Annotated in this window: 16 protein-coding genes; 1 reads left to right on the top strand and 15 read right to left on the bottom strand. The window is 46.9% G+C overall.

Annotation, left to right across the window (positions count from 1 at the left end):
* Window positions 1-19: 19 nt before the first annotated feature.
* From ACTRXG_RS03130 to ACTRXG_RS03090, 9 genes are all read right to left on the bottom strand, one after another.
* Window positions 20-616, bottom strand: a complete 597-nt coding sequence (locus ACTRXG_RS03130; RefSeq protein WP_474284014.1) for an XTP/dITP diphosphatase — start codon at window positions 614-616, stop codon at window positions 20-22.
* Window positions 617-1,393 (bottom strand): ribonuclease PH, encoded by a 777-nt coding sequence (gene rph, locus ACTRXG_RS03125; RefSeq protein ID WP_474261932.1) that lies wholly within the window; start codon window positions 1,391-1,393, stop codon window positions 617-619.
* Window positions 1,362-2,231 carry a glutamate racemase gene (gene racE, locus ACTRXG_RS03120; RefSeq protein WP_474261931.1) on the bottom strand — a complete coding sequence of 290 codons (870 nt, stop codon included), beginning with the start codon at window positions 2,229-2,231 and terminating at the stop codon, window positions 1,362-1,364. The genes rph and racE overlap by 32 nt, the downstream gene beginning before the upstream one ends.
* Before the next feature lie 235 nt (window positions 2,232-2,466).
* Complete coding sequence (ptsP, locus tag ACTRXG_RS03115) at window positions 2,467-4,188, bottom strand: phosphoenolpyruvate--protein phosphotransferase (RefSeq protein ID WP_474261930.1); 1,722 nt, start codon at window positions 4,186-4,188, stop codon at window positions 2,467-2,469.
* Window positions 4,188-4,451, bottom strand: coding sequence for a phosphocarrier protein HPr (locus ACTRXG_RS03110; protein WP_298783538.1), 264 nt, complete (start codon window positions 4,449-4,451; stop codon window positions 4,188-4,190). Before ACTRXG_RS03110 ends, ptsP begins: the two co-directional genes overlap by 1 nt.
* A 332-nt stretch (window positions 4,452-4,783) precedes the next feature.
* The gene (sdhB, locus tag ACTRXG_RS03105; RefSeq protein ID WP_322526515.1) at window positions 4,784-5,581 is read right to left on the bottom strand and encodes a succinate dehydrogenase iron-sulfur subunit; all 798 of its coding nucleotides are present in this window, start codon (window positions 5,579-5,581) and stop codon (window positions 4,784-4,786) included.
* Entirely contained in the window at window positions 5,581-7,359 is a 1,779-nt protein-coding gene (gene sdhA, locus ACTRXG_RS03100; RefSeq protein ID WP_474284013.1) for a succinate dehydrogenase flavoprotein subunit, read from the bottom strand. Before sdhA ends, sdhB begins: the two co-directional genes overlap by 1 nt.
* Before the next feature lie 39 nt (window positions 7,360-7,398).
* Complete coding sequence (locus ACTRXG_RS03095; protein WP_474261928.1) at window positions 7,399-8,010, bottom strand: succinate dehydrogenase cytochrome b558 subunit; 612 nt, start codon at window positions 8,008-8,010, stop codon at window positions 7,399-7,401.
* 387 nt (window positions 8,011-8,397) lie between these two features.
* Window positions 8,398-9,747 carry a TrkH family potassium uptake protein gene (locus ACTRXG_RS03090; protein ID WP_474261927.1) on the bottom strand — a complete coding sequence of 450 codons (1,350 nt, stop codon included), beginning with the start codon at window positions 9,745-9,747 and terminating at the stop codon, window positions 8,398-8,400.
* Between the two features lie 106 nt (window positions 9,748-9,853).
* Here ACTRXG_RS03090 and ACTRXG_RS03085 point away from each other — a divergent pair, with 106 nt between their 5' ends.
* Window positions 9,854-10,240, top strand: a complete 387-nt coding sequence (locus tag ACTRXG_RS03085) for a DUF2507 domain-containing protein (RefSeq protein ID WP_474284069.1) — start codon at window positions 9,854-9,856, stop codon at window positions 10,238-10,240.
* 54 nt (window positions 10,241-10,294) lie between these two features.
* On the opposite strand, the gene uvrC is transcribed toward ACTRXG_RS03085, so the two are convergent.
* The 6 genes from uvrC to polX all read right to left on the bottom strand — a co-directional run bounded on the left by uvrC (window position 10,295) and on the right by polX (window position 17,972).
* Window positions 10,295-12,082: an excinuclease ABC subunit UvrC gene (gene uvrC / locus ACTRXG_RS03080; protein ID WP_474284012.1), complete on the bottom strand. Its 1,788-nt coding sequence runs from the start codon at window positions 12,080-12,082 to the stop codon at window positions 10,295-10,297.
* Between the two features lie 101 nt (window positions 12,083-12,183).
* Window positions 12,184-12,498 (bottom strand): thioredoxin, encoded by a 315-nt coding sequence (gene trxA / locus ACTRXG_RS03075; RefSeq protein ID WP_022793132.1) that lies wholly within the window; start codon window positions 12,496-12,498, stop codon window positions 12,184-12,186.
* A 110-nt stretch (window positions 12,499-12,608) separates the two neighbouring features.
* The gene (locus ACTRXG_RS03070) at window positions 12,609-13,199 is read right to left on the bottom strand and encodes a TetR/AcrR family transcriptional regulator (RefSeq protein ID WP_474261925.1); all 591 of its coding nucleotides are present in this window, start codon (window positions 13,197-13,199) and stop codon (window positions 12,609-12,611) included.
* A gap of 251 nt (window positions 13,200-13,450) precedes the next feature.
* A complete protein-coding gene (locus ACTRXG_RS03065; protein ID WP_322526574.1) occupies window positions 13,451-13,849 on the bottom strand; it encodes a DUF350 domain-containing protein in 399 nt (132 codons plus the stop codon).
* Window positions 13,850-13,875: 26 nt separating this feature from the next.
* Window positions 13,876-16,233: an endonuclease MutS2 gene (locus ACTRXG_RS03060; RefSeq protein WP_474261924.1), complete on the bottom strand. Its 2,358-nt coding sequence runs from the start codon at window positions 16,231-16,233 to the stop codon at window positions 13,876-13,878.
* A 23-nt stretch (window positions 16,234-16,256) separates the two neighbouring features.
* Window positions 16,257-17,972, bottom strand: a complete 1,716-nt coding sequence (gene polX, locus ACTRXG_RS03055; RefSeq protein ID WP_474284011.1) for a DNA polymerase/3'-5' exonuclease PolX — start codon at window positions 17,970-17,972, stop codon at window positions 16,257-16,259.
* Window positions 17,973-18,081 lie beyond the last annotated feature (109 nt).

Genomic DNA, 18,081 nt, shown 5'->3' with positions numbered 1-18,081 from the left:
TGATTCGTAAAAATTATTTTCAGTCGTCCTGCAGAAGATTTTTTCCCTGGACCCGTAGCTTTTCAAGTGCATTGCCCCTGTGGCTGATACGGTGCTTTTCTTCTGCAGTCAGCTCTGCCATCGTTTTCCCGTAGTCCGGCAGGTAAAACACAGGATCATAACCAAAGCCGTTATCTCCAGCTTTCGCTTCTGCTATCTCCCCTTCACATGTTCCCGTAAATGTATGCACGCTGCCGTCTGGAAATGCCACAGCCAGCACACATACAAAACGGGCACTCCGCCCGCCACGGGGCACCTGCTTCATTTCATGCAGCACTTTTTCTATATTCGCTTCATCATCTTTTTCTTCTCCTGCATAACGAGCGGAGTAAACACCCGGACGTCCATCTAAGGCGTCAATCTCCAGCCCGGAATCATCTGCAACTACCGTGCAGTTGAGATGATCTCTTACAGCCTCGGCCTTAATAATCGCATTCTCTTCAAAGGTGGCTCCGGTTTCTGGAATGTCATCAATATTTTTCTCCAGTAACGATTCCACTTTATACCCGCTGCCAAACATGTGTTCAAACTCTTTGACTTTTCCCGGATTTTTCGTAGCTATTACTACCGTGTTCATTTATAACTCCCTTCCGCTGTCATCGTCTGAAAAGCTCTCCTGGATAGAAGCTGCCGCAGGCCCGATAACCTGCTTTTGAAGCTGGATGATTTCATACATTCCCGCCTCTGCAGAGTCGAGCATACTGTTAAGCTGTCTTCTTGTGTACGAGGCTTCTTCGCCCGTGCCCTGTACTTCCACGTACTCGCCTTTTCCCGTCATTACTACGTTCATATCTACATTTGCCTGTGAATCTTCTGCATAGGCAAGGTCGAGGATCGTTTCCTGTTCCGCGTTAAGCCCTACAGAAACAGCTGCTAAATAATCTGTAATAGGGAAGCCTTTAAATTTCCCCAGCTCATGGTAGGACTGCACAGCCATAGCGAGAGCAATAAAAGCTCCTGTCACCGAAGCCGTACGCGTTCCCCCGTCTGCCTGAATCACGTCGCAGTCAATCCAGACGGTGCGTTCCCCGAGAAGCTTCAGGTCCACGACCGCACGGAGAGCCCGCCCGATTAAGCGCTGGATTTCCATCGTTCTTCCGGTAAGCTTGCCCCGGGCCGCTTCGCGGATATTACGGGTTTCTGTTGCTCTTGGCAGCATCGAATATTCGGCTGCGATCCAACCCCTCTTCTCTCCGCGCATAAAAGGCGGAACCCGTTCTTCAATACTCGCTGTACAAATTACCTTTGTCTGTCCAAAGGATATAAGTACTGAACCCTCCGGATGCTTTAAATAATCTGTTTCAATTTGAATAGAACGAAGTTCATTCCATTCCCTTCCGTCCAATCGATTCATACAATCTTCCTTTCTTTTCACTTCCGGCAAAACGGTCGTCATTATCGAGTTGAATAGACACGACCTGCTCTATATCCTGGTCCATCCATTGGTTTGCTATACTCCGAAATTCTTTTTCGGGCCCGGTCGTGTAAAACCTGTGAAACGGAGGGGTTTCTCCCGTATTTAACGTTTCATGATAATTAAGCAGTGTGCTTACTTCCCTGGCTGTTTCATCACCGGATGAAATTAACTGGATGTCCGGTCCAACCGCTTCCTGAATTACGTCTTCGAGCAGCGGATAATGAGTACAGCCTAAAATCAGCGTATCATATGAAGCTTGTTTTAAAGGCAGCAGTGTCTGCTTCACAATATCAAGAACGGCTCTGCCCTCGTACTGCCCCTGTTCTACGAGCGGTACGAAGGGCACGCAGGCAAGCGAGGTGATTTCGACCTCTTCATTAATAGATTTCAACGCCCGTTCGTAAGCACCGCTGTGAATGGTTCCGCTAGTGCCAATCACTGCTACCTGATCTGTTTTTGTCACCTTCAACGCGGATATAGCCCCCGGTGTTATCACACCTATGACCGGAATATCCAATATTTGTTTTACTTCCTCAAGCACCACGGCCGTTGCAGTGTTGCACGCAATCACAAGCATTTTAATATTTTCAGACTGCAGCCGTGCAATCATCTGCCAGGTGAACTCCCGTACTTCTTCAATCGGACGAGGTCCGTATGGACACCTGGCAGTGTCCCCTATGTATATCATTTCTTCTTTCGGCAGCTGCCTTAAAATTTCGCGGGCAACAGTCAGGCCTCCAAGACCTGAATCAATAACGCCAATAGGTTGTTTCATATTCGCTTCTCTCCATTTTCAGACCTTGTTATCCGGCTTGGATACCAAACAGGCTTTCTAACCTTTCCTGTGTGAATCCTGAGCTGCTGACAATTTTATAATTTCCGTTCAACAGCTTATTCAACTGAAAAACATCAACTTTTTCAGTATACAAGAAAATACACGTTTCATCACCCACAAAAAAGCCCGGAACCTACCAACGGTTCCAGGCTTTTTGTATTTTTCTCATTCCAGCTTATTGAATGACAAATCCTCTGCTCTCAACAAGTTCAGCAATTTCATCTGCTGTGGAACATTTCATTGCTTCCTCTACGAGACCCTCTGCGTCCGTTTTTTTCAATGAACGGAGCTGGGTTCTTGCTGGAAGTACTGAGGTCGCACTCATACTGAATTCATCCAATCCGAGTCCTAAAAGAAGAGGAACCGCTACAGGCTCGCCGGCCATTTCGCCGCACATACCTGCCCATTTGCCTTCTTTATGAGCGGCATCGATCACATTTTTAACTAAGCGAAGGATTGCCGGGTGATAAGGCTGATACAAATGAGCTACTTTTTCGCTCATACGGTCTGCAGCAAGTGTGTATTGGATCAAGTCGTTTGTCCCAATACTGAAGAAATCCACTTCTTTGGCAAAAATTTCTGCTGCTGCCGCCGTGGAAGGAATTTCTACCATAATACCTACTTCAATATCTCCGGAGACCTCGATGTTTTCATCCTGCAGCTCTTTTTTGGCTTCTGCAAGCATCGATTTTGCTTCACGCACTTCTTCTACTGTTGCCACCATCGGGAACATTATTTTTAATTTCCCATAAGAACTGGCCCGCAGCAGAGCACGCAGCTGCGTCCGGAACATATCCTTCTCTTCAAGACAGAGACGGATCGCACGAAAGCCGAGAAACGGATTCATTTCTTTTGGCAGGTCCAGATAAGGGAGCTCTTTGTCACCACCGATATCAAGTGTACGTATAACGACTGGCTTCCCTTCCATACGCTCAAGCACTTCTTTGTAAGCTTCGAACTGCTCTTCCTCGGAAGGAAGTTCATTTCTGCCCATATACAAGAACTCTGTCCGGTACAAACCGATACCTTCAGCACCGTTAGCCAGGACACCGTCGAGATCATTCGGGGTGCCGATATTGGCTGCTAATTCCACCGTATGGCCGTCGTCTGTTTTTGTCGGTTCGTTGACCAGTTTTGCCCACTCTTCTTTCTGGCGGTTAAACTGCTCCAGCTTTTCTTTATACTCCTGCACTTCATCGTCGCCCGGATTGATGATTACCCGGCCTTCAAGGCCGTCAACAATCAAAAGATCGCCCTGATTAATCGTGCCCGTTGCTTCTTTCGTTCCAACTACAGCCGGAATTTCCATCGATCTGGCCATAATCGCAGAGTGGGAAGTACGCCCGCCGATGTCTGTAGCAAAACCCTGCACATATTCATTCAGTTGAGCAGTATCAGACGGGGTCAGATCATCAGCAATAACGACTACTTCCTGATCAATTGTTGCCAGGCTGGTATTTTCGAGACCAAACAAATGCATAAGTACACGCTTTGACACATCCCGGATATCTGCAGCACGCTCTTTCATGTATTCATTATCCATGTTCTCAAACATATCTACATACATGTTCGCTACTTCACTGAGAGCGTATTCTGCATTGGCACTTTCCTCCGTAATTTTACTGGAGACACCGTCCATAATCTCAGGGTCTTCCAGCACGAGCAGGTGTGCAGAGAAAATCTCAGCCTGATCTTCTCCCATGTCCTGAAGTGTTTTTTCTTTAATAACCTGAAGTTCCTGCTTGGACTCCTGGACTGCTTCTTTAAATCTTGCAATTTCGTCCTGGGCGTTATCCACCGGTTGTTTACTTACATCCAATTCCGGTTGTTCCAAAAGGAAAGCTTTTGCAATCGCTATTCCTTTCGAGGCAGCAATTCCGGTCAGGCTGGCACTCATTATTCTCCAAGCCCTTCTTTAATCACTTGATCCACTGCTTCCATAGCGTCTTCTTCGTCGTTGCCTTCGATTTTAACCGTGACCTCGGAGCCTTTTCCAACGCCAAGAGACATAACACCCATGATGGATTTAAGGTTTACCGATTTGCCGTTATATTCTAAAGAAATATCTGAAGAAAACTGACCGGCTTTGTTTACGAGCTGTGTCGCTGGGCGCGCGTGGATTCCTGTTTCGTTTGTAATAGTAAATGTTTTTTCCTGCATGATTCATACCCCTTTTCAATATAGATCGCTTTCACTAAGAAATGCGCACCATGTACGTTTTTCTCGAAAGCAGGCTTTTTATATTGTACTTCACCCTTAATAAAGTCGCAACTGCGAACTACTCCATAAATCCAGAGCGTACGGTGCACTACTATTATCAGCGGTTTCAGTATGTAAATACTTCTACATTGTACCACTCTGATTTAAGGGAAACAAGAACAGACGCAGTGGCCGCCTTCTTCAAAAAGACACCAGGTTTTTCCGACTCGCCAGGAAGATCATTTTCATAAACCATAAATCAAAAGACAGCCCGGAGGCTGCCTTTTGATCAATTAGTTCCCGCCGCCAAAAAAGTTTTTAAACGACTGAATATTTGTTTCGCGGTTCATTGCTGCAATGGAGGTCGTTAAAGGAATGCCCTTCGGACAAACTTCCACACAGTTCTGGGCGTTACTGCAGCCGCTGATACCGCCCTCACCCATCAAGGCTTCCAGACGCTCGGATTTGTTCATTTCCCCGGTCGGATGGGAGTTGAACAAGCGAACCTGGGAAATAGCCGCAGGACCGATAAATGAAGAGTCATCGTTTACGTTCGGGCAGGCCTCGAGGCATACTCCGCACGTCATACATTTGGAGAGCTCATACGACCACTGGCGTTTATTTTCGGCCATTCTCGGTCCGGGACCAAGATCATACGTACCGTCAATTGGAATCCATGCTTTAACCTTTTTCAGGGAATCAAACATCCGGCTTCTGTCCACCTGAAGGTCTCTCATTACCGGGAATGTCTTCATCGGCTCCAGACGGATCGGCTGTTCAAGCTGATCAATCAGGGCCGTACAGGACTGGCGGGCTGTACCGTTTACAATCATCGAGCATGCGCCGCATACTTCCTCGAGACAGTTCATATCCCAGATAACAGGATTGGCCTGGTTACCCTGGCTGTCGACAGGGTTTCTGCGGATTTCCATCAGTGCGGAAATAACGTTCATATTTTCTCTGTAAGGAACTTCAAATTCCTGATCATAGGAAGGACTGTCCGGGTCATCCTGCCGGGTAATAATAAACTTTACTTTTTTAGTATCGGTTTCTTCTGCGTTACGCGTTTCTTGCGCTTGTGCATCACTCATTAATTACTTGCTCCCTTCTCAGAAGATGCTTTTCCTTGGGAATAATCCCGTTTTCTCGGCTTGATCAGCGAAGTGTCAACCTCTTCGTACTCAAATTCCGGATGATTGGTCTGCGGATTGTAATGAGCCTTCGTTGTTTTCAGGAAGTCTTCATCATTACGCTCCGGAAACTCAGGCTTATAGTGAGCACCGCGGCTTTCATTACGGTGATAAGCTCCCAGAGTCATCACGCGGGCCAGGTGGATCATTCCTTTAAGCTGACGGGTGAACATTGCGGCATGGTTATTCCATTTGGAGCTGTCATGCATGTTAATGTTTTCCCAGCGTTCGAGAAGCTCCTGGAGTTTATCGTCTGTTTCGAGCAGCTTATCATTTGCCCGGACCACAGTCATGTTGTTTGTCATCCATTCACCGAGTTCATTATGAAGTGCGTAGGCATTCTCAGTGCCGTCCATGTTCATAATTTTGTCGAACTCCTGCTGCTCTTCCTGTTTCTTTGTTTCAAAAAGCGAAGAAGAAAGATCTTCCGCTGATTTTTCCAGGCTGTTGGCATACTCCACCGCGTTCGGCCCGGCAACCATCCCGCCGTATATAGATGAAAGCAGGGAGTTTGCTCCGAGGCGGTTACCGCCGTGCTGGGTGTAGTCACATTCCCCAGCAGCGAAAATACCCGGAATGTTTGTCATTTGGTTATAGTCAACCCACATGCCGCCCATCGAATAGTGTACGGCAGGGAAGATTTTCATTGGCACTTTCCGCGGATCATCGCCCATGAATTTTTCATAGATTTCCATGATCCCGCCAAGCTTCACGTCGAGCTCATGCGGATCTTTATGGGAAAGGTCCAGATAAACCATGTTTTCTCCGTTAATACCAAGTTTTTGGTTAACACAGACATCAAAGATTTCACGTGTTGCAATGTCACGCGGAACCAGGTTACCGTAAGCCGGATATTTTTCCTCCAGGAAGTACCATGGCTTACCGTCTTTGTATGTCCAGATGCGTCCGCCTTCTCCCCGCGCAGATTCACTCATCAGACGGAGTTTGTCATCGCCAGGGATGGCAGTAGGGTGAATCTGGATAAATTCACCGTTGGCATAATTGACGCCCTGAAGATAAAGCGATGAGGCGGCAAAGCCAGTATTGATCATGGAGTTCGTGGATTTACCGAAAATGATGCCGGGTCCGCCAGTAGCCATAATGATCGCGTCAGCCCGGAACGTTTCAATTTCCATCGAACGCAGGTTCTGGGCAGCAATCCCTTTACAGGTCTGCTCCTCATCCAGAATAGCTGAAAGAAATTCCCATCCCTCATATTTGTTGACCAGGCCTTCCACTTCATAACGGCGAACCTGCTCATCGAGCGCATACAACAGCTGCTGGCCGGTCGTTGCTCCGGCGTAAGCTGTACGGTGGAACTGGGTGCCGCCGAAACGGCGGAAGTCGAGCAGTCCTTCAGGGGTCCGGTTGAACATAACGCCCATACGGTCCATCAGGTGAATGATCCCCGGAGCTGCTTCGGTCATAGCTTTCACTGGAGGCTGGTTTGCAAGAAAGTCGCCCCCGTATACAGTATCGTCAAAGTGCTCCCACGGGGAGTCCCCTTCCCCTTTTGTATTGACGGCACCGTTCATGCCGCCCTGAGCACAGACAGAGTGAGAACGTTTTACCGGTACAATTGAAAACAAGTCCACTTGAGAACCTGCTTCAGCGGCCTTGATTGTTGCCATCAGTCCTGCCAGTCCGCCGCCTACGACAATAACTTTTCCATTACTCATGCGGATGTTTCACTCCTTTAGTTTATTTAAAAACCGATCTTATACGAATGCGAAAATAGCACGAAGGCCAATCACAGACATTGCTACGAAAACGGCCAGGGTGAAGTATGTTGCAGCCAGCTGGGCTTTTGGTGTAACCGTAATGCCCCATGTAACCAAAAAGGACCATAAGCCGTTTGAAAAGTGGAATGTAGCAGCCAGTATACCTACAATGTAAAATGCAAGCATCCATGGGTTCGCTACGATATCAGCCATCATCTGGTAGTTTACATCAGCACCGAAAAACTGTGCCTGCACCCATGTGTCCCAGACGTGCCAGGTAATAAACACTAACAGGAATACCCCGGTGATACGCTGGAAAATGTACATCCAGTTACGAAAGTAGCCAAAACGCTTCGCATTCGCCTTGCCCTGAAATACGATATAAAGTCCATAAATTCCGTGAAATAGTATGGGAATATAAATGAGAAACATCTCTAAAAAGATACGAAACGGTAAATTTTCCATAAAGTGAGCCGCTCCGTTGAACGCTTCAGCACTCCTGGTCGCGAAATGGTTTACTACGAAGTGCTGCATCAAAAATAGTCCAATTGGAATAATACCAAGAAGCGAGTGCAGCCTCCGGGCGGCAAATTCCTTATTTAAAGCCATATTCATCCTCCTCCATTAGCATAAAAATTCTCTCCATCCTGTTTTTCTGCATTGCTTTCTTTTCCGGCTCCATTACCCCCCTGCTGAACTTTCCACCGCCCGCACAATAAACAGAATTAAAGCTTCCTGTTTTATATGTACTTGTGTACCGGCCGTGTCTCCTGCCTCTTTTCCGTTTTGCAAAATGCATATGCATGCACGATACAACCAATTAGTCACAAAATGGAAAAGAATTATTCAAGGAATTGTGCGAAACGTTACGTTAATTGTACTCCCCCTAAAATTACCCGTCAAGAAAACGTATACAGCATCTTAAATGCATATTATTCATACTTTATGCGATTCACTTTCCCGGCAATTAAGAGAGCCGGAGAATTCCCTCTCCGGCTAACCAATAATTATGCGTTCTGTTGGATATCTATAATGTGATTTCGTTTCTTTCTTTTTCACTGAGAATAAAAACACCAGTATTCCCACCCGTCCGATGAACATCAGGCACATGAGCAGGACATGGCTTGGTGTGGAAAAATCATCCGTCAGCCCAGTCGAAAGCCCGCAGGTTCCGAAGGCCGAGCTTGTTTCAAAAATAATATCAATTAATTCCACTTCCGCATTGCCACGTTCAAATGCACTGATTAGAGTAATCGCAGCCAATAAGCCTACAATGAAAAAGGATATAACAATAAAGGTCCGCTGCTTATCCTCCGGGTCAATCTGGCGGTTAAACACTTTGACATCCGAACGTCCAAGCGCAAAGCTCCGAATCGTTAAAAACATTACAGCAAGCGTCGTCGTCCGGATGCCTCCTCCGACACTCGACGGACTCGCCCCAATAACCATCAGGCCGGACATCAGCAAAAGAGTAGGCAGAGAAAACGCCGAAACATCCATTACCGATAAGCCGGCACTCCTGGTCGTCGCTGAGTTAAACATCGAAAAGAAAAACTGCTGATGCCAGGCCATACCGTCATAATAAAAGCCAAATTCAAGTGCCCATATGCTGACGGCCCCGAGCACAAACACGAGAAAATACGTGGTAGTCGTCACTTTCGTAAACAGACTGAAATTAAACCGCTCCCTGTTTGTCAAATATTCTCTGACCTCCATCAGAACCGGAAAGCCAATTGCCCCGGCAAAAATCAGGGTCAGGACGACAAACAGGACATAGTAGTCCTCAGCAAATGGGATCAGCGACTGTCCCGTTACATCAAAGCCGGCATTGGTAAAAGCACTCAGTGCGGCAAATCCGCCCTGGTAATAAGCTTCCCATGTCGAGTCAAAATAACGAAGAAAGTATGTACCGAGTATCAGCATACCCATTGCTTCAATTCCTAAAGCAAGAAGCAATATATTTCTCATCAGCTTGACCATGCCTGAAAACTTATACTGATTTTGGTCAACCATAATCAGTAACCGCTGGGATAAATTAATTTTTCTTCCAAAAACCATCCACACAAACGTGCCCAGAGACATAATTCCAATGCCGCCTACCTGCATCGCCAGTGCCAAAAACGTAATCCCAACAGCGCTCAGGGTGTCAGATACCTGGATGACTGTCAGACCTGTTACGCTCACGGCGGATACTGAGGTAAACAAAGCTTCTATATATGTTAATTCATGCCCCGGCTGATGCGAGATCGGAAGCCAGAGCAGTAAGCTGAACAATAGCATTGAAAAAACGTAGGCACCGATGATCATGCGAAATGGTGTCATTTTTTCTGCAAAAATATTTTTCATATCGGTCCCTCCGTCATAATCGTGCATTAGTATATCATGTATGATTTTGGGAATCTATAGAGATTTCCAACTCCAGCATGTATAATATTAGGTGAAGAAAGTGGTGATGGAAATGGAAGAAGAAACAAATAAACCGGCTCCCTCCGGATACGAATTACTGCGGAAAAATGTTCTTCCTGATATTTTAGGCTCCGACGAGCATGCGATATTATACTGGGCCGGCAAACAGCTCGCCCGCCGCTATCCATGCAGCACCCCCGGAGAGGTCGCTGATTTTTTCCGTAATGCCGGCTGGGGAGAGATTGTATGGAAAAAAGAAAGAAAAAAAGACGTGATTGCTGAACTGTCTGTTTACGAAAAGGAAGATTCGTTCACGAAAGCTTTAGAAGGCGGATTTTTGGCAGAACAGTGGTCAAAAATGAAGGATACATACGCGGAAACTTACATAGAAGAAAAGAAAAAATCCACGACTATGCATATAAAATGGGAGTAACCTAAACCAGACCGCATAGCAAAACGTTCGCTGAGGCGCCTCAGCGAACGTTTTTTACTTCGAAAGTGTGGAGTCCTCCTCCAGCTTTTTCATCAGCTCCGTAATAACGTCATCCGGGAGCGAAAGGTGTTTAAAATCCTCAAAGGATGCCTCCTTCATTTTTTTCACGGAACCAAAATGCTTTAGAAGCATCTGCTTGCGCTTTTGTCCGATCCCGTTGATATCGTCCAGAAGAGAGGAAAACATCGTTTTTCCGCGCGTCTGACGGTGAAAGGTAATTGCAAAACGGTGCACTTCATCCTGCACACGCTGCAGCAGATAAAAGGCGGAGCTGTGCCGCTCAAGGGGCACTCTGACAGCCTCTTCTCCCATTATAAGCTCCGAGGTGCGGTGCTTATCGTCTTTGGCAAGTCCCGCTACCGGAATATTTAAACCAAGCTCATCCTCGATAACGCTGACGGCTGCACTCAACTGGCCTTTCCCGCCATCAATAAGAATCAGATCCGGCAGTGCTGCTCCGTCTTTTAAGAGGCGGATGTATCTTCTGCGCACAACCTCGCGCATGGACGCATAGTCATCCGGCCCCTTTACATCCCGGACCTTATACTTTCTGTATCCTTTTTTCCAGGGCTTGCCGTCCACAAAAGTAACCATTGCCGCTACCGGATCTGTACCCTGGATATTCGAGTTGTCAAAAGCCTCCATACGGTAAGGAGTATCAATGCCCATTGCTTCACCGAGCTGTTCCACCGCTTTAATTGTCCGTTCTTCATCCCGTTCAATTAATGCAAAGCGGTCGCTGAGCGCCTGCCGGGCATTTTTTTCTGCCAGATCAAGCAGCTCCCTTTTTTGGCCGCGCTTTGGCTGCTGGACCCGGACGTTTACGAACTGTTCAGCCATAGAGGCATCCACCGAGCCCGGAATAAATATTTCCGACGGCTTCATATGCTGCTCCTGCATGTAGAACTGGCCTAAGAATGTAAGAAAATCCTCCTCCGGCTCCTGATACATTGGAAAAAGGGAAACGTCCCTTTCTATCAATTTTCCCTGTCTCACAAAAAATACCTGCACGCACATCCAGCCTTTGTCATAGCTGTAGGCAAACACATCGCGGTTCACCTGATCCTTTACAGACATTTTCTGTTTTTCCATCACAGAATCAATATGCTGTATTTGATCCCTCAGCTCTTTGGCACGTTCAAACTCCAGCTGTTCAGAAGCAGTTTCCATTTTCGTTTGAAGTTCCGCCCGGATTTCATGGTGGCCGTTGTTTAAAAACCGTGCAATCTGCTGAATCATATCGTCGTACTGGTCCCTCGTCACCGTAAACTCACACGGGGCCAGACACTGGCCGATATGATAATACAAACAGACCCGGTCGGGCATCGTCCGGCATTTACGCAGTGGATATAATTGATCAAGCAGCTTCTTCGTTTCATTTGCCGCCCCGGCGTTTGGGTACGGACCAAAGTATTTTCCGCCATCCTTTTTAATTTTTCTCGTAATGATCAGCCGGGGATGCTCTTCGTTGGTGATTTTAATATACGGGTAGGATTTATCGTCTTTAAGAAGCACGTTGTATTTTGGTTCGTATTTTTTAATTAAATTCATTTCAAGGATTAATGCTTCCAGGTTGGAAGAGGTCATAATATATTCAAAATCGGTAATTTCCATTACGAGCCGCTGGGTCTTTCCGTCGTGCGACCCTGTGAAATAGGATCTCACCCGGTTTTTCAATACCTTTGCCTTACCTACGTATATAACGGTGCCGTGTTTATTTTTCATTAAATAGCAGCCGGGCTGATCCGGCAGAATAGCCAGCTTTTCTTTTAATTGAGTCATGTGCCCAACCCCTCTTGGCGTGTAATATCTATGGTGTTCCTTTCCTTTTTTAAATCAGAAGAAACAAAAACTGCCGGCCCAGAGACCAGCAGTTTCGTGTTTTACAAATGTTTGTTCAAAAGCTCCACCAGTTGTTCCTTAGGCTGGAAGCCGACAACCTGCTCGACGACTTCGCCGTCTTTAAAAATCATTAGTGTTGGAATACTCATTACGCCGTATTTTCCGGCTGTTTCCTGGTTTTCATCAACGTCTAATTTAGCAATTTTAATCTGCTCGCCCATTTCGGTGTCGATTTCTTCGAGCACCGGAGCGATCATTTTACAAGGTCCGCACCAGGGTGCCCAAAAGTCCGCAAGTACTACACCATCAGACGTTTCACCTGCAAAGTTTTGGTCCGATACATTGACAATAGCCATGAATGGTTCCTCCTTTATATCTCTATCCTTGCATTTATTCTTCGTTATTATAGCATTCCCGTGCTTTACTGGCTAACGTTTAGCTTAAAATTTTTAAAGGCTCCATCTGATTATATTTCCGTCTTCAGTGCCTGATAAACTATTTCCGCAAGGGCCGGCCCCTGGGCTGCCAGTGAATAGCTTCCTTTTTCCATTACCCATGTCGTAATCGCTTCATTGAGTATGCCGACAAAACAGATTCTTCCGATTTCAATGGAAAGCGAGCGAGAAAAAACCTGTTCCTCTTTTCCCCTCTTTATAATATCAATAACCGCCTGAAAAAACGGGGATAGTATGCGCTGCATGTTGTCATGAATCTCACCCTTTGTCTGCAAAAGTTCAAAATGGGCAAGCGTAGCAAGCTCCGGCCGGCCTTCCATGAATTCAAGCTGCAGCTGGGCCATTTCAAACAGCTGCTCTTTAACAGAAATATCCTTTTGCATGATTATTTCAAGCTTCTGCATGAATTCCTGCATTTTTTCCTCGAAAATGGAAATTAATATGTGCTCTTTATTATTAAAATACAAATAAATCGTGCCGTCTGCCACCTTTGCCTCTTTAGCAATATCCGACACCTTAGCCTGATGATAACCATGTTCAGCGATTACTTTGATTCCCGCCTCAATAATCTGTGCATGTTTCCTGTTTGGATTTTTCCCCATATATATCTGCCACCCTTTCAAACAAAACCATCCATCATGCCGGTTCCTGCTTCACCCAACCGATATAATGCCTTTAAAAACGCCTCACTCCCGTAACAGAGTAAGGCGCTTCATTGCGTTTGGGTAATACTGGCACAGTATTTTAGTTAGTTATAAATGTACATAATCCATAAAGGGATGTCAACCAAAATGCACATACATAGTCCTAATTAATTAACTATTTGTGGATTTTTCGTTACATTTTCTTCTATTTAAATGATAATTCCGGCACCTATTACAAAAGAAACCCCTACCGAAATAATAAAGGAAATGATTCCCACTGCACGGTTATCTTTGCTGATTTCCTCATCCACCTTAAACATGGGAGTAAGAAATTCAAATATTAAATAGCTTAAAATTAATAATACAAAACCATAAAAACCCCATAGAAGCATAAACAGGATACCGTCGTTATGCATGATGGAATAATGAAGAATGTTGGAAACCCCAAACAGTTTCCCGCCCGTCGCCAGGGCGACAGCGATATTTCCTTTCTTGATTTCTTCCCAGTTACGGTAAGGAGTAATAATTTCAAATATCCACAGAAAAATTACCAGGGAGAGTACAGCAACGCTGAAGTTGCCAGCTGTATTTATAAAAGCATTATCCATCCACGCATCCACGTGCACCCCTCCGCTTACTTAAGTTCTGCCACCGTGTTACCGATGCCGCCTTCATTCATCCCGCCATCCCTGGTTGATTTTACGCTGGGATGGTTTTTCAAATATTCTTTTACACCCTTGCGTAGAGCGCCGGTGCCTTTTCCGTGAATAATATGGACTTCCCGGTAACCGGCGAGCACTACTTCATCGAGGTATTTTTCGAGGCGCTGTACGGCGTCTTCGTATCTTTCCCCGCGCAGGTCCAGTTCGGGCTTTGCCGGGGCGGCTGTAGAAGTCGTGGCGACCTGACGTTTAGGCTCTTTCACGGGCTCTGATTTGAGCTTTTCCATTTCTTCGGGTTTCGCTGTCATTTTCATGATGCCAAGCTGCACCTGAAATTCCTTGTCATTTACCTTTTCTACAATATGTCCACGCTGCCCGAAGCGAAGCACCTTCACTTCATCTCCTACTTCAAAGGTACGTTCTTGCTGGGCTTTTTGTTTCACCTGTTTCTGCTTTTTGGTCATCGCAGGAGCTGCCTGTTCCATCTGCCTGCGGGCTTCGATCAGGCGGTGTTCTTTAATTTCCGCGCCTTCCTTCTGCATCTCCTTCAGCTCGGCAATAATTTCCTCCGCTTGGGCTTTCGCCTTATCGACTTCGCTTTTTGCTTTACCTTCTGCGTTCGCAATAATCTGATCCCGTTTTTGCAGCACTTCATTCCAGGCAGTATTCAGCTCCTGCCAGAGCCTGGACGCTTCCTGCCGGAGGTCATCTGCCTCCTGCCATGCCGATTCTGTTTCTTTTCTTTGTTCATCCAGAGAAGCAATCATCGTTTCGACCTGCTTTGTATCTGTGCTCATTTCTTTTTCTGCATTGGAAATAATAGAATCCGGCAGGCCGATCTGCCTTGAAATAGCAAACGCGTTGCTTCGGCCCGGTACACCTACGAGCAGCCGATACGTTGGCCTCAATGTTTCCACGTCAAATTCGACACTTGCATTCATTACCCCGTCACGGTTGTACGCATACCCTTTCAGTTCACTGTAGTGCGTGGTAGCAATCAATCTGCCCCCGGCTTCCTGGACATAGTCCAGAATGCTGACGGCAAGAGCCGAGCCTTCCTCCGGATCGGTGCCGGCGCCTATCTCATCAAAAAGCACAAACGATTCGCTGTCCACCTGCTTGACGATATCTACAATGTTCGTCATGTGGGAAGAAAACGTACTTAAGCTCTGTTCAATCGACTGTTCATCTCCAATATCGGCAAACACTTTCGAAAATACAGCGGCTTCTGCTTCTTCTTCTGCGAGGACAAACAGCCCTGACTGGGCCATGAGCGTCAGCAGACCAGCCGTTTTAAGTGTCACGGTTTTACCGCCCGTATTGGGGCCGGTAATGACAAGCGTTCCAAACTCTTCCCCAAGCTCCAGGTCAAGCGGCACCATTTCTTCCGGGTCAATGAGCGGATGCCGTGCCTCCATGAACCGGAACCTTCCTTCATTGTTCAGCTCCGGCTGCACCGCTTTCTGATCTCTTGCATAGTAGGCTTTGGCAAATGTGAAATCGAGCTCGGTCAGCGTATTCATATTTACCAGAATCTCTTCCCCGTCTTCAGCAATATATGAAGACAGTTCCTGGAGAATTCGCTCAATTTCCCGCTGTTCTTTCAGTCTTGCCTCTCTTAGTTCGTTATTCATCGAAACGACCGCCTGCGGCTCAATGAAAAGAGTAGCCCCTGTGGACGACTGGTCGTGAACAATACCGCCAAATGACGAACGGTATTCCTGTTTTACCGGCAGCACGTACCGGTCGTTGCGTATCGTTACGATGGAATCAGACAGGCGTTTTTGCTGGTCCGGCGACCTGGTGTACTGTTCAAGCTTCGAACGCACCGATGACTCGAGGCTTCTCATCTGCTGCCGGAGTCCGCGCAGGGCGGAGCTTGCACTGTCTAGCACCGCCCCGTTTTCATCTATACAGTCACGGATCTGCTTTTCAATCTCGGGGAGAGTCACTATCTGCCGCACCAGCCCCTCAAGCAGCGGGAGATCCACCGTCTCTTCTGTCATATCCAGAATAAACGACCGTATCCGGCGGCCGGCATACAGGGTGTCCGAAACCTCTGTGAGCTCGCCGGCGTTCAGCATCCCGCCGATTTGAGCCCGGCGCACATGGGCATGAATCTGGCGTATGCCGCCGAGGGGTGCCTGTCCCCGAAGCCGTATTACTTTGGCTGCTTCCGCGGTGAAGCTCTGTGCTTCCTTCGCTTCCGCAAGCTCCCGGTAGGGCTGCAGCCGTTCAATCCGTTCTTTGGCAAGAGTGGAGCCGGCATGAGCCTGCAACTGCTCTTTCATTTTTTCGTATTCCAGCACACGGAGTGTTCTATCATTCAACAATGCTCACCTCTTTGGTTGTTCTATTGTTTCTTGCGCTTCAGCCATTTTTTTAACTGCTCCGCCGTCATTGTATTTATGATCTGCTCTGGCTGAAGAAGCGCTTTTTTGGCAATGGATATGCCTACGTCCATATGATCAAGCATACCAGGGTTGTGGGCGTCCGTATTGATTGCAATAAGAACATTATGCTCAGCAGCCTTTCTCAGCCATTCAGCCGAAAGATCCAGGCGGTTGGGATTGGCATTCAGCTCCAGCGCTGTGTTTGTTTCGCCCGCCCGTTTCATCAGCCGGTCTACATCTACTTTGTATCCGTCCCGTCGTCCTAAAAGTCTTCCCGTCGGATGGGCAATAACATTTACTTCCGGATGCTCCAGCGCCTGTTCCATCCGGTTCATAATTTCTTTTTCTGTCTGGGAGAAGGAGGAATGGATGGAAGCAATTACGACATCAAGCTCTTCGAGAACTTCATCCTCAATATCGAGCGTTCCGTCGGGCCGGATATCCATTTCAATACCGGCAAATATCTGAATATTTTTTTCTTCTTCTCTGACGTTACGTATTTCTTCTATCTGCCTGCGGATTCTTTCTTCGTCCAGTCCGTGGGCGACCCGCAGGTATTTAGAATGGTCCGTAAGAGCCAGCCATTCGTAGCCGTGTTTCTTTACTTCCTCCACCATCTCACGGATGGAAAGAGACCCATCGCTCCACGTAGTGTGCATATGAAGATCACCGCGGATATGCTTCTTTTCTATATATGAATACGGCTGCCGGAATTTATCCGTTTCATCTCTCCCCAGGCGCGCTTCGGGAGGAATAAAGTGCAGACCAAAGTGGCCGTAAAATTCGGTTTCATTCTGAAACGTAGTTTTGCGTCCATTCTGATCTTCAATGCCGTATTCACTTAATTTTTCGTTTCGTTCCTTTGCGAGCTGCCGCATTTGTACATTATGGTCTTTAGAACCGGTGAAATGATGCAGGGTGCTTGCAAAATCTTCTTCCTTTACCAGGCGAATATCTACTTGAACATTATATTCCCCTTTAATTTCAATGCTGACCTTGCTTGTACCGTCATTAATAACCTTCGTTATTTCGGGCATCTCCACCAGCTGTTTGCGGACATTTTCGGCGTTTTCCACACTCATAATATAATCCAGGTCCTTCACCGACTCTTCCACCCGGCGCAGACTTCCAGCCCGCGCATACCTTTGCACCCCTTCCACTTTTTCGAGGGACGCTTCAAGCTTTTCGGCCATTTCCAGCATATAGGCAATCGGCAGTCGCTCCGGTCGCTTGCCTTCTTCTGCGAGCGCTTCGAGTATTTTCTGCTCGGTTTTCGCCCCGAACCCTTCGAGATTCTGTACTTCATGAGTTAAACACGCCTGTTCAAGCGAGTCCCGGTCCGTTATGTCGAGCTCCTGATAGAGCTTCGACACTTTTTTTCCTCCCAGTCCAGGCAGCTTCAGCAGCGGAATTAATCCCTCCGGCACTCCTTCTGTCAGCGTCTGCATCAGTTCTGTTTCCCCGTTGTTGTCCCGCCATTCTTTTATCAGCGCAGCTGTGCCTTTACCGATGCCTTTTAAGCTGCCAGCATCTTCAATTTCATTTAGTGAACGCTCATCATATTCAAGCGCTTGAGCCGCTTTACGGTAGGCAGAAATTTTAAACGGGTTTTCCCCCTTGATTTCCATATATACAGCAATTGTTTCCAAATGGCCGATCAGATCTTTTTTATTCATGCTATTCTCCTCCACATGTCAGCTTTAATCATGTTAGGCATTCTTTTTTGAGTATAACGGGAGTTAATAATTCTGTCTAAGCTCACGCCGCCGGGCTGAAGACATAAAA

The sequence above is a fragment of the Marinococcus sp. LNSP9103-4 genome (genome assembly GCF_056034345.1).
Note: the sequence above shows the minus strand (reverse complement) of the source record. Positions and strands in the feature narration are given on the sequence as shown.

Bases quoted from the DNA above. Each gene is read 5' to 3' on its own strand.
- ACTRXG_RS03130 (WP_474284014.1), bottom strand. From the start codon at position 616: ATGAACACGGTAGTAATAGCTACGAAAAATCCGGGAAAAGTCAAAGAG.
- rph (WP_474261932.1), bottom strand. From the start codon at position 1,393: ATGAATCGATTGGACGGAAGGGAATGGAATGAACTTCGTTCTATTCAA.
- racE (WP_474261931.1), bottom strand. From the start codon at position 2,231: ATGAAACAACCTATTGGCGTTATTGATTCAGGTCTTGGAGGCCTGACT.
- ptsP (WP_474261930.1), bottom strand. From the start codon at position 4,188: ATGAGTGCCAGCCTGACCGGAATTGCTGCCTCGAAAGGAATAGCGATT.
- ACTRXG_RS03110 (WP_298783538.1), bottom strand. From the start codon at position 4,451: ATGCAGGAAAAAACATTTACTATTACAAACGAAACAGGAATCCACGCG.
- sdhB (WP_322526515.1), bottom strand. From the start codon at position 5,581: ATGAGTGATGCACAAGCGCAAGAAACGCGTAACGCAGAAGAAACCGAT.
- sdhA (WP_474284013.1), bottom strand. From the start codon at position 7,359: ATGAGTAATGGAAAAGTTATTGTCGTAGGCGGCGGACTGGCAGGACTG.
- ACTRXG_RS03095 (WP_474261928.1), bottom strand. From the start codon at position 8,010: ATGGCTTTAAATAAGGAATTTGCCGCCCGGAGGCTGCACTCGCTTCTT.
- ACTRXG_RS03090 (WP_474261927.1), bottom strand. From the start codon at position 9,747: ATGAAAAATATTTTTGCAGAAAAAATGACACCATTTCGCATGATCATC.
- ACTRXG_RS03085 (WP_474284069.1), top strand. From the start codon at position 9,854: ATGGAAATGGAAGAAGAAACAAATAAACCGGCTCCCTCCGGATACGAA.
- uvrC (WP_474284012.1), bottom strand. From the start codon at position 12,082: ATGACTCAATTAAAAGAAAAGCTGGCTATTCTGCCGGATCAGCCCGGC.
- trxA (WP_022793132.1), bottom strand. From the start codon at position 12,498: ATGGCTATTGTCAATGTATCGGACCAAAACTTTGCAGGTGAAACGTCT.
- ACTRXG_RS03070 (WP_474261925.1), bottom strand. From the start codon at position 13,199: ATGGGGAAAAATCCAAACAGGAAACATGCACAGATTATTGAGGCGGGA.
- ACTRXG_RS03065 (WP_322526574.1), bottom strand. From the start codon at position 13,849: ATGGATAATGCTTTTATAAATACAGCTGGCAACTTCAGCGTTGCTGTA.
- polX (WP_474284011.1), bottom strand. From the start codon at position 17,972: ATGAATAAAAAAGATCTGATCGGCCATTTGGAAACAATTGCTGTATAT.